The 10713-nt window shown below is 70.7% G+C and carries 8 protein-coding genes and 3 pseudogenes; 7 read left to right on the top strand and 4 right to left on the bottom strand.

Going from position 1 to position 10713, the window contains the following annotated elements:
• From ACFYW3_RS27765 to ACFYW3_RS27745, 5 genes and pseudogenes are all read left to right on the top strand, one after another.
• Positions 1–95: pseudogene (locus tag ACFYW3_RS27765) on the top strand (NADP oxidoreductase); the annotation flags it as partial.
• A gap of 580 nt (positions 96–675) precedes the next feature.
• Positions 676–1218 (top strand): nucleotidyltransferase domain-containing protein, encoded by a 543-nt coding sequence (locus ACFYW3_RS27760; RefSeq protein ID WP_389387669.1) that lies wholly within the window; start codon positions 676–678, stop codon positions 1216–1218.
• Positions 1215–1755: pseudogene (locus ACFYW3_RS27755) on the top strand (transposase). Before ACFYW3_RS27760 ends, ACFYW3_RS27755 begins: the two are co-directional and overlap by 4 nt.
• Positions 1756–1822: 67 nt before the next feature.
• Positions 1823–3016 (top strand): hypothetical protein, encoded by a 1194-nt coding sequence (locus ACFYW3_RS27750; protein WP_351759552.1) that lies wholly within the window; start codon positions 1823–1825, stop codon positions 3014–3016.
• Between the two features lie 173 nt (positions 3017–3189).
• On the top strand, positions 3190–3846 hold the full coding sequence (locus ACFYW3_RS27745) for an MSMEG_1061 family FMN-dependent PPOX-type flavoprotein (RefSeq protein WP_389387668.1): 657 nt from the start codon (positions 3190–3192) through the stop codon (positions 3844–3846).
• 195 nt (positions 3847–4041) lie between these two features.
• On the opposite strand, the pseudogene ACFYW3_RS27740 reads toward ACFYW3_RS27745, so the two are convergent.
• From ACFYW3_RS27740 to ACFYW3_RS27730, 3 genes and pseudogenes are all read right to left on the bottom strand, one after another.
• A pseudogene (locus tag ACFYW3_RS27740) lies at positions 4042–4210 on the bottom strand (cytochrome P450); the annotation flags it as partial.
• A gap of 160 nt (positions 4211–4370) precedes the next feature.
• Positions 4371–7229: a tetratricopeptide repeat protein gene (locus ACFYW3_RS27735; RefSeq protein ID WP_389387667.1), complete on the bottom strand. Its 2859-nt coding sequence runs from the start codon at positions 7227–7229 to the stop codon at positions 4371–4373.
• Positions 7230–7232: 3 nt separating this feature from the next.
• The gene (locus ACFYW3_RS27730) at positions 7233–7637 is read right to left on the bottom strand and encodes a trypco2 family protein (RefSeq protein WP_389387666.1); all 405 of its coding nucleotides are present in this window, start codon (positions 7635–7637) and stop codon (positions 7233–7235) included.
• Between the two features lie 335 nt (positions 7638–7972).
• On the opposite strand from ACFYW3_RS27730, the gene ACFYW3_RS27725 reads away from it, so the two are divergent.
• A complete protein-coding gene (locus tag ACFYW3_RS27725; RefSeq protein WP_389387665.1) occupies positions 7973–8422 on the top strand; it encodes a hypothetical protein in 450 nt (149 codons plus the stop codon).
• Positions 8423–8471: 49 nt separating this feature from the next.
• Here ACFYW3_RS27725 and ACFYW3_RS27720 read toward each other — a convergent pair whose 3' ends face one another.
• Positions 8472–8867, bottom strand: a complete 396-nt coding sequence (locus ACFYW3_RS27720; protein ID WP_351759539.1) for a DUF6479 family protein — start codon at positions 8865–8867, stop codon at positions 8472–8474.
• 356 nt (positions 8868–9223) lie between these two features.
• On the opposite strand from ACFYW3_RS27720, the gene ACFYW3_RS27715 reads away from it, so the two are divergent.
• Positions 9224–10681, top strand: coding sequence for an MFS transporter (locus ACFYW3_RS27715; RefSeq protein ID WP_351759536.1), 1458 nt, complete (start codon positions 9224–9226; stop codon positions 10679–10681).
• Positions 10682–10713 lie beyond the last annotated feature (32 nt).

Raw genomic sequence — 10713 nt, 5'->3', positions numbered from 1 at the left:
AGACGGCCCGCGCCACCGAGGCCGCCATCCTGTTCGTACCCCACGTGATCCGGTCCAACGGATTCACCCCCTTCGCGATCTCGATCGCCCGCTGATCCGCACACGGCGCACCACCCGACGTAGCCCATGGCCCTCGTCCGCGCCCTCCCCGCCGGTCTGGCAGCCGGCGGGGCTCCTCCCCTTGGATTCCCCAGACCCCGCGATTCCGCAAGGCCCCGGGTGCCCTTTCGACCGCCGTCAGCACACCCCCACGGCGACAAGAGCGCTGAGGCCTACAAAGCAGCCGTCGCACTCGCTCCACTCCTGATGTGGGCGTGACAGCGCCACCCTGGAAGGGCGGCTCCAGGGAGTACCCGTCCTCGCGGCGAGGGGCGGATCCGGTCTCGGCTTCCTCGGCCCGGCCGCGATCCCGGAGGGCGCCCGCGTACACGGAGATCCGTGCACGATCATCCACATTCACGGTCGGAAGCGTGGGAGCAGCCACCGACATGCCTCCGAGAGGTGGTCGATTGCTCGGCTCGACTCAAGTCGAGGCAACGACCTCCGTCCCCAGGCCCCGGGCCGACACATGACATGTGACGAGAACTCCCAGTGCCGCGTCGGGCCTCGTACGCCCGTCCCGGGGGAGCCAAATGTCGTGCAGAGGTGCGTAGTTGCCGCGTAACCTGCGTGGCTGTGGACACGGAACGCGCGGATCGACAACTCCGTCTGATCGCTGAGACCGTGCAGGTCGCCGGAGCTCACCAGATCGAAGTGTGGCTTCGCGGCGGATGGGCCATGGACTTCTTCCTCGGCGAGATCACGCGAGACCATGAGGACATCGACTGGTTCGCCTGGACGGACGACGCCGGGGCCCTGGCGGAAGGCTTGCTGCCGCGCGGCTATCAGCCGGTCCCAGGACCGCCCCCCGACCTGCAGCTCGATTTCGCCAAGGACGGGCTGGACAGCAGCTTTACGCTCCTGGACCGGGATACGGGCGGCCGTGTGGTGGTCGCCGGGGGCCCATGGGCCGGTGCCCCCTGGCCCGAGGGAATGCTCGATGCCGGTCCGGGCCGGTTGGGTGGGGTGCGCTGTGCGATCGTCAGCCCGCGGGCCCAGATCGAGATCAAACGGATGATGCCGATCTGGGATCCTTCCAGGCGTCGACGGACCAAGGACGCCGAGGACATCGCCCGGCTGGAGGCCGCCCTCCAGACACGGGGCAACCGGTCCGAGTGAGGGGCGCGGGCGACTGGCCGCGGAAGGGATCGTCGTCTGTCAGGTCGGCGAGGGTTCGCGGCAGGTCACGCCGCCGGATCTCCATAGCAACTCTGTGCTGCTACAAGCCCGGCAAGAAGAGCCGGCTGATCTACCGGCCCCGCTTTCACCTGCCGTTCAAAGGGGCCCGAAAGAGCTTCGCCTGGACCGACTACCGTGATCTGCTGGTCCGGGCCCACATCCAGCTCGGCGGCCCCATCGTGGTCGTCTGGGACAACCTGAACACCCACCGCACTGCCGGCATGAAGCGGTACGCGGCCGAACACGACTGGCTCACCGTGTTCCAGCTGCCGCCGTATCCGCCCGGACCTCAACCCCGTCGAGAGCGTGTGGTCACTCCTGCGGCACGGCCCGACAGCGAACGTCGCCTTCGAGGATCCCGACCACCTCACCAGCGCCCTCCGGCGAAGCCTGCGATACATCCAACTCCGGCCCGACCTCATCGACGGATGTCTCGCTGGCACGGGCCTGACCCTCGACCGGCCGGTCCGCCGCTGAAACTCTCAGCAGCTTCACCCCGGCCGACATATCGTCGAGCCAGGTTGTGACTCTATGAGAGGACGATGTGCAGTTCGAAGAGGCCAACTGGGCGTGGAACCGGAACATTCCGCTCAGGTATCTGCTGGTCAGCGAGGAATGGGACGGCGAGCAGACGCTTTGGGCGCAGTGCTCCAACGCCGACGGGCTGTTCGTGGACCCCGTGACCAGGCGGGAATCGCTGACCCTCGTCGCCTGTGCACCGACCGGTCGGCTGCTGAAGGCCGTCGAGCGGTCGGCGCGTGAGCCGGTCGATCTCGGTGATCTGTTCGTCACGGTCGAGTTCCCGGACAACCACAAGGATTCGTGGGACGGGTACTGGGTGCACTACTGGGACTTGGAGAACGTCCTCGTTGTGGGCAGCCGTCCCTCCTTGAGTGATCCGCTGCTGCTCGATGTGTTCATCGAGGCCGAGGTGGCCGGTCCGAGTCAGCCCTCCTACCGTCCGGGCCCTGTCCGCGAGCCCGAGGACGCAGAGGTACAGATCAACAACGGGACGGGCAGCCGGATCGGCCAGTGCCGCCGAGTCGAGGGCCTGTACGCTGACCGGCCTGCCCCGAAGGTGGCGCCGATGCGACTCATTGGCTGCGAGCCGACCGGGCAACTGCTCGAACGGCTCGTCCGGCCGAGGGCGGACGGCGACCCGGTGGAACTCCGGGCGGTGGACCGTACCGGCCGGGTGATCCGCACCGAGGAACGCCTCACACTCCACATCGCCGACTCCCGCCCGTCTGTGCTCGGGGGCGCCCTCATCGACATGTCCCTGCGCGAAGGACTGAAACACCCGCCAGGACTCGCGGCACGCCCGGTCTGGGATGCGTGGTACGAGGGTGCTCCGGGCGAACGGAACACGTGGGCCCGCTTCTCACCTGGCGGGCGGGAGGAGTGGCTGCGCTTCACCTCGGCCAGTCCCGGCGCGGACGCGGGCAGCACATGTCATCTGGACGGCCGGTTCGTCACGGACGTCGCCGGCCTCAAGTGCGCGCTCGGCGAAGCAGTCGCAGGCCCCGGCTGGCACCTCAACCTGTGCTGGGGGATGCTCAAGGGCTGCCCCTGCGGCGGGGACAACCTGCCGGGGCCATTCACCCTTGTCTGGCACGACTCGGAGATCGCCCGGCAGGCCCTGGCCTCGGTGAGCGTGGACGCCGCAGGCGAGCTCACCTATTTCGAGAGCACCGTGCGATACCTCGAACAACTCGGCACCACCGTCGCCCTCCGCTGACCGGACGGCCCTTTTGAGTCTTCGTATCGGCCTCAAGCTGGATCCGCCCCACGGGCATCTCGGCGTCGGGAACAGTCATACGGTGGCCACCAGATTCAGCCGCATACCGAAAGATCACTACCCTCCGGACACCCGACAACAAGACGAAAAGCTCAGTAGTTAGGGTCGAAGGCATGACGACCCATACCAGCAGTGCCTTCGACTCGCTCCGTCTCGACGCCGTGCCTGACCAGGAGGCGCTGCGCCGGGTCTACGCATCCCCCAGCGGCGCGGCCGTGCGGAAGCAGATGACGGAACTCACGGATCAGACGAGGCGGTTGATCGGCTGCTCACCGCTGGTTCTGGTCGCCAGCGCGGACGCCGAGGGCAACTGTGATGTCTCCCCGCGCGGCGGCCCCGCGGGGTTCGTCGCCGTCCTGGACGCACGGACGGTGGCGATGCCGGACGCGACCGGCAACAAGCGTCTGGACACCCTGCAGAACGTCATTGCCACCGGACGGGCCGGGCTGCTGTTCGTCATCCCGGGACGCACCACGACGCTCAGGGTGAACGGCCGTGCCTGCGTCTCCACCCGCCCGGAGCTGCTGTCGCAGCTGACCGCCGTGGGCAAGCCACCGGCCAGTGCGTTGGTGCTGGGGATCGAGGAGGTCTACCCGCACTGCCCCAAGTCGTTGCTGCGCAGCGGGGCCTGGAAGCCGGAGGAGTGGCTGTCGGCGGACGCCCAACCGGCATCGGCCGAGGTGACGCTGGCCCAGTTGCGGATGCCGGAGTTGACGATCGCCGACATCGAGCAGGCGGAGGCGGATTCGCTGAAGTATCGGTACGAGTAACCGCCCGACCACCACCCGCGGGATCCGCGGCCCGAACGCGTCGGGCCGCTTCACCGTCACGGCCTCGGGCCGCGGCCGGGGCCGGCCCCGCGTGTCCGACAGCCGTCATGCCACGGGGCGGACCGTCGGCATGTCCGTGGGTGCGGTGGCGGTTGTCGTTGTGCCGCTCCCAGACGACGGTCTCGATGCCGGTGTGGTCGGCGACACGGCGCGCCGCGAACGCCGGGGCGATCATCCGTCGCAGCCGCCGGTGGTCGGAGCCGTACGCGGTGAACATGTTGTCGACGGCCACCCACAGGGCGAGCGGCCAGGTTCGTATGACCTCCTGGAAGTCGGGCCAGTGGGTGCGGGCGTCCTTGGAGACGCGCATGAGCGCGGTGCTGGAGGAGCACGCCTTGCCGGTGCCGTCCTCACGTGAGTGGGCCTGGTTCCTCACCGGCAGGGGTGGCCTCGGGGTTCACCGCTGTCCGATTCCGCTGCGGGAGACCGGCCTGCCCGTCGCCGACGCGGTGGGAGGCACCCGGTCAGGGCCCGCCCGTGAACCGGCCCCTTCTCCTCATGAAGGCGTTCATCAGGGCGAGGCCGCCCCGGGCAATGACGGTGTCCGGGTGCCCGGGGCCCAGCACCCGCTCCCGGTCGGCCACCACCCGTGCGAGGAGCACGATGGCCTCGGTGACGCGGCCGGCCCGTTGGTAGGAGGCCGCGAGGTTGGCCCGGGCGGCGAGGGTGTCGGGGTGCTCGGGGCCCAACAGTCGCTCCCGGGCCGCCGCCACCTGCTCCTCGATGGCGATGGCCTCGTTGATCCGGTCCGCCTTGCGGTAGGAGGCGGCGAGGTTGGCCCGGCTGAGGAGGGTGTGGGGGTGTTCGTCGCCGAGCAGCCGTTCACTGTCGGCCGCCACCTGCTCTTCGAGGGCGACCGCCTCGTCGATCCGGCCCGCCCCCCAGTACGATGCCGCGAGATTGCCGCGTGCGATCAGGGTGTGGGGGTGTTCGGGACCCAGCAACCGCTCGTGGTCCGCCACCCCTTGTGTTTCGAGGGCGATGGCGTCGTCGATGCGGTCCGCCTGTCCGTACGAGCCCGCGAGGTTGCCCCGCGCGGTGAGGGTGTCGGGGTGTTCGGGGCCCAGCACCCGCTCGGAGTCTGCTGTCACCTGCTCCAGCAGGGCGATGGCCTCGTCGATCCGGCCTGCCTTGCGCAGGAAGGCGGCGAGGTACCCCTGTGCGGTGAGGGTGTTGGGGTGTTCGGGGCCCAACAGCCTTTTGCTGTCGGCAGCGAGGCGTTGCCCGTCTGTGATGCCGGCCGTGTAGAGGCCGCTGTCGTAGAGGCTGTGCGCGGCCTGGTACAGGACCGGGTACCTGTCCAGAACCCACAGGAGGTCCCCGGCGTGGGTCCGCAGGGCGTCGGTGTTGGCCCGCAGGACGCCGCCGAGGTCGCGGTCGGTGTGGTCGGCCCGGGGCCACAGGGCCAGGAGGGCGTCCGCGGCTGCCCGGACGAGGGCGGGGAGCTGCCCGTCGGGGATGATCTCCATGGCGGCGCGGGCGGTCAGGGCGTGGATGCGTACGGCGTGGTGGCCGCCGCGGGAGTCGTCGGTGATCAGGCCGTACCGGTGCAGCAGTCGCCGTGCGGCTCGGGCACGTTCCCCGCCCGCCTCCGAAGGCCCGGAAGGAGAGGCCAGGGACTGATGGGCGCCGAGGTAGCGCGTGACGGCTGCGTCCGCCCACAGGTCCTGGGGGTGGCCCGCGGGGTCCAGGATCGCCGCCAGGCGCAGTGCCGGGACCGCCAGCCCGACCGGGTCGCTCATCTGGGCCGCGTCCAGGGAGAGCAGCAGAGCCGCGTCCACCTGCCGGCCGTAGCCCTCAGCATCCGCCGCGCGGGGGAGGAGCGCGGCCAGGCGGTTGGCACTGTCGCTGAAGAGACCGAGGTAGCGGGAGCAGGGTTCGTCCTGAGCGATCATGTAGGCCGCGGCGTGGGCCAGGGCCAGGGGCAGCAGACCCAGAGCCGAGGCCAGTGGGGTGGCTTGGCCGTCGAGCAGGTGGGACCTTCCCGCGGCGGTCAGGCGGTCGTGCAGGTAGGTGTGGGCCTCGTCTTGTGTGTAGGTGTCGATGGCGACCTCGGCCCGGCCGCCGCCGGACAGCCACGGCTCGTGGGTGCGGCGGGTGGTGGCCACCACCCGGCCGCTGCCGAAGGGGGAGGCCTGCGGCCACCACTCCTGCGAGCCGTCGAGGTCGGTGAGGTCGTCGAGAACCACCAGCCACGAGCGGGACGTCGTCCTCAGCCAGGAGAGGAACGCCCGCGCGTCGGCCTCGGAGTCCCGGCCCTCGGCGCCGGGCGCCCCGACGCGGTGGGCGGTCCGGGCGTACTGGGTGATGACGTGGTCCGTGTCGGTGGCGTCGACCCACACCACCAGGTCGGTGCCCGCCGCCAGGGCCTCATGGGCGTAGGCGGCGGCCAGTTGGGTCTTGCCCACCCCACCACCGCCGGACAGCACCTGGGTCAGCACCACCCCGGCGCGGCCGGTCCGGGCACCGTCGATGCGCTCGCGCACGCCGGTGCGGGCCTGGAAGGCCGAGGCCAGAGTCGGCACGGTGCCCATCGTCACGGGCCAGGCACCTGCCTCGCTGCCCCCGCCCGGTTCGCGAGCCGTCACCTTCTCCAGTACGGGCAGGCGCCCGTGCCCGCCGTGACGAGCCAGGATGCTCTCGGCCGTCTCGTTTCCGAAGAGGTGCCCGACGGCATGGGCGTGCAGGCGGCTCAGCCCCATCTCGGGGCGCTGACCGACGACGACGCCGACCAGCCTCCCGAGGCTGAAGACCGCCCCTCCCGAGGCGCCCGACCACGGCGTCCCCTGCCCCGGGCCGGGCATCGCGGGGCGGACCCGCGCGTCCAGGACCCATCCGTACGGGGCCGTACTCAGCACGGGCAGCCGGCCGCGCAGGTGCTCGACGTGCGCCTCGTCGTCGGTTTCGGCGAACAGGGGATAGCCCAATCCCTCGTACGGCACGGGGACGGTACCGGCAGGTTCACCCCAGCGCACCGCTTCCCCCGCCGTCTCGACGGGACGGTCCAGCCAGAGCAGGGCGAGGTCGAGCCTCTCCGAGGTGTGCACGCCCAGCGGGTAGGGCCAGCACACCCGGGCCCGCCGCTCCGTCCGGGGCACGCGGGTGAGACTGAAGGCACCGTGCCGGTCGACACGAGGGTGCCCGACGAGGACGGACAGTTCCCCGGCCTGCCGCAGCTCTTCGCTCACCAGCCTTCCCGCGCGGTCCCGTACCTGCCGCGTGACCACGTGCAGAGCGGTGAGGACCAGTTGCGGGCCGATCAGATAGCCCGACCCCTCCGTCCGCCCCGCCACTCGTACGAGAGCCAGACGCCCGGGCTGCACGGATCAACGCTCCCACGGCGGCACGCCGTCCACGTCGTCCAGCTCCACCCCGGCCACCCCGGCCACCCCGTCCTCCTGATCGGCCTCGGCCTCGGCGTCGGAAGCGGCCCCTGCACGTCCGGCTCCGCGGCCCGCCTTCCACGACTGGCCGCCGGTCGCCTCGTCCTGGACCTTCAACGAGAGGGTCAGACGCTGCCGGCTCACCGATCCCCGCGAGTGGCCACCCTCCCCCTCCGCCTTCGCTCCCCACGCGCCGACCGTGACCTTCACCTTCCCTTGGCCCTCACGCCGGAACTCGACCTCGAGCTCCAGCTCGGCCCGCTCCACCTCGAACCGCAACTGCTGGCCGGCCCCGCCGTCCGCCGCCCGGTACAGCTCCTTGCGCAGCTCGTCCAGAGCCTCCGACAACCCAACCGGTTCCATGTGCTCCCACCCCTTGCCCCGAGCCGATGACGCCTGAGAACCATCTACTACACCCGCGGGGATCCGGGAAGCAGAACGGCCGTTCGCGCCGGCGCCGGCCGGCTCCTGTCCGTCGTCGCAGATGGCTTGCCCGACGGCGCGGCGCGCGATGACATCGGCGGACGGGCGGACGGGCGGACGGGCGGACGGGCGGACGGGCGGACGGGCGGACGGGCGGAAAGGCGGAAGGGCAGGGGGGCGGGCGGTCCGCGGCTCCGGCACGGCTGATCGCACAGGCGCGGTACACCGTCCGGGGCCGGATAGGTCGAGGCGACCGGACCGTGGTGCTGTCCCTGCAGGAACCAGGAGCAAACCTGAGGCATCACACCGGCATGAATCCACGCTCACTTCACGCGCGGGCCACCCTGGCGGCCCTGCTCGGCGCTTTCGCGCTCGGCGGCTGCGGGCAGGCCGAGCGAGCCGGAATCCCCGAGTCGGGCCGCTCCTCGACCTCTCAGCCCATCACGAGACCGACCGTCATCAGTGCGGACAGCCGGACCCTCACGACGGATGTCCCCATCGGGGGGTGTCAAGAGGGCCGGCTCTCCGGGACCGAGACCGACACCATGGTTTCCCTGACGCTGACGCTGACCACACACGAGAAGGAGGGGGAAGCCTGCGCGGCGAACATCGGACTGGAACCGGTGAGCTTCACGCTCCGGAAACCGCTGGACGAGCGCGAAGTCGTTGATCAAGCGACAGGGAACCCTCTGACCATCACAGAGCCGTAGGGGTTCGATCCTTCAGGGACCGGTGGGCGTACCACTTCCGGAAGCCGGATCAGCTGTGGGCGCCGCGGCCCGAGTCCGGCGGGGATTCCGGCTGCGGGTGCGGCCCGGGTCCCTCCTGGTGTCCGTAGCCGGACTCGCGTTCGGCGCGCGCCTCTTCCTGGTGGCTGTGGGTGGTGGAGCCGAAGTTGCCGTATCCCTGCATCTCGTGCGGGCGCAGGCCTTCCGAGGGGAACCCCACGTACTCCCGTTCCTCGCGGATCTCGTGGACCGCCCCGCCGTCGGGCAGGTGCGGTTGGCTCTCGGCGGTGGGCGGGGCGGGTTCCTTGTTGCGGATCCTCTTGCCCAGTACGAAACCGCCGAGCAGGAAACCCACCACGGCAAGCCCGACCACCAGGAACCAGGCGATGTCGGAGATCGCCGTGTTCAAGCTCAATGTCGTCTCCATGGCCAGAATTTTCGCGCACTTCGGCCTGTCGTGCGGTGCCACGGCGGGTGGTCCACCGAGGGCGGGGGGAGGGGGCAGGCACCCGCTCCGGCGCTCAAGGCCCGGCTACCAAGTCCCCGCACCCCCTGCCGTCGGCGGCCGTGTTTCGCGGCGCACAGGGGGCCATTCGGGTCAGGGCGCTTCGCCCAGACGTCGCAGCCGCCGGGAAGACAGCTCATCAACCGACTGGTCGGCGTCGTGCCGCGGCCGGACCTCCTCACACGCACAGATCGCGGGGACCGTGACATAGTGGGGCATTCCTGAATGTGATGTTCGTAGTGTCGGTGTCGGTGTCGGTGTCGCCGAGGAGTGCTGTTGTGGCGTCTGACGCGAGGTTTCGGCCGGGCGGCCTCGGCAGGAACAGGGAGACGGCGACTCTCGCGCTGTTGTCGTTCGCCATGTTCACCGTCTCCCTCGACCAGTACATCGTCGTCGTGGCGCTGCCCGACATCGCCCACGACCTCGGATACTCCAGCCGTACCCTCCAGTCCGTGATCAGCGCCTACGCCGTGGCCTCCGCGGGCTTCCTGCTGTTCGGCGGACGCACGGCGGACCTCCTCGGTCGCCGTAGGGTACTGGCCACGGGGCTCGCCCTCTACGCGGGAGCGGCCCTTGTCGGCGGACTGGCGACCGGGCCCCCGATGCTCCTCGCCGCCCGCGCGGTCCAGGGCCTCGGCGGCGCGCTGGTCTTCCCCACCACACTGGCCCTCATCAACGTCACGTTCGCCGAAGGCGGCCCGCGCAACCGCGCGTTGGGAGTCTGGGGCGGAGCGGGCGCGGCCGGACTGGTGATCGGCGTTCTCCTCGGCGGAGTGTTGACCCACGTCTTCGGCTGGGAAGCGGTGTTCCTGGTCAACGTCGCGCTGGCGGTGCCCGCCCTGCTGCTCGCGTTCGTCCTCATCCCGAAGGACGGGCCGCGCGACAGGAAGCGCGGCTTCGATCTGCCCGGCGCGCTCAGCGTCACCTTCGGCGTCACGCTGATCGTGTTCGCGCTGGTCCAGGGACCGGATCTGGGCTGGCGCTCGCCGGGCATCCTGGGAAGCGCCGCGGCGGGACTTCTCCTGCTGGGTGTGTTCGCGTTGGTGGAGGGCCGCAGCGACGATCCGCTCGTTCCGCCCCGGCTGCTCGCCAACAGCAGCCTCGTCACGAGCCTTGTCGTCGCCTTCCTGTTCATGGCGACGTTCGGCTCCGTGCTGTACTTCCTCTCGCTCTACTTTCAGGAGGTCCTCGGCTACGACGCCCTCCGGACCGGAGCGGGATTCATCGTCCCGACGGCGGTCGTCGTCGCCGGGTCGATGACGGCCGGCCGGATGGTGACCCGGTTCGGGCTCCGCGACACGCTGCTCGGCGCCCTCGCCGTCGGCACGCTCGGAGCCGTCCTGCTCGGCCATGCGATCACCCCGAACGGTTCCTACGGTTCCCTCGTCCCGGGGCTCGTCGCGCTCAGCGTCGGTGACGGCGTCGTGTTCACCGGCATGTTCATCGCCGCCGGAACCGGTGTGGCCGACGGCGACCAGGGCACCGCGTCCGGGATCGCCTCCACCGGTTCGGGAATGGGCGCCGCCGTGGGCCTCGCCGTTCTGGTGCTCGTGGCGACGACCGGCCTGCACGGCTCTGGCGGGGAGGAGCTGCGGAACCGGACGGCCCAGGGCATCAGCACCACCCTCTACGTGATCGCGGCGGGGATCGCCCTGACCTTCCTCGTCGTTCTCTTCCGGCGCGAGGGGACGGCGGCGGAGACGGCTCCGTCGCCCGGCCGGGGACGCCGCTGCTGACGGCCGTCAGGCACCGCGGTGCTCCTGACCGG

The organism is Streptomyces sp. NPDC002602 (assembly GCF_042889445.1).
Lineage (GTDB): Bacteria > Actinomycetota > Actinomycetes > Streptomycetales > Streptomycetaceae > Streptomyces.
The sequence above is the reverse complement of the archived record's forward strand: the minus strand, read 5'-3'. Positions and strand labels throughout refer to the sequence as shown.

Bases quoted from the DNA above. Each gene is read 5' to 3' on its own strand.
- ACFYW3_RS27745 (WP_389387668.1), top strand. From the start codon at position 3,190: ATGACGACCCATACCAGCAGTGCCTTCGACTCGCTCCGTCTCGACGCC.
- ACFYW3_RS27720 (WP_351759539.1), bottom strand. From the start codon at position 8,867: ATGGAGACGACATTGAGCTTGAACACGGCGATCTCCGACATCGCCTGG.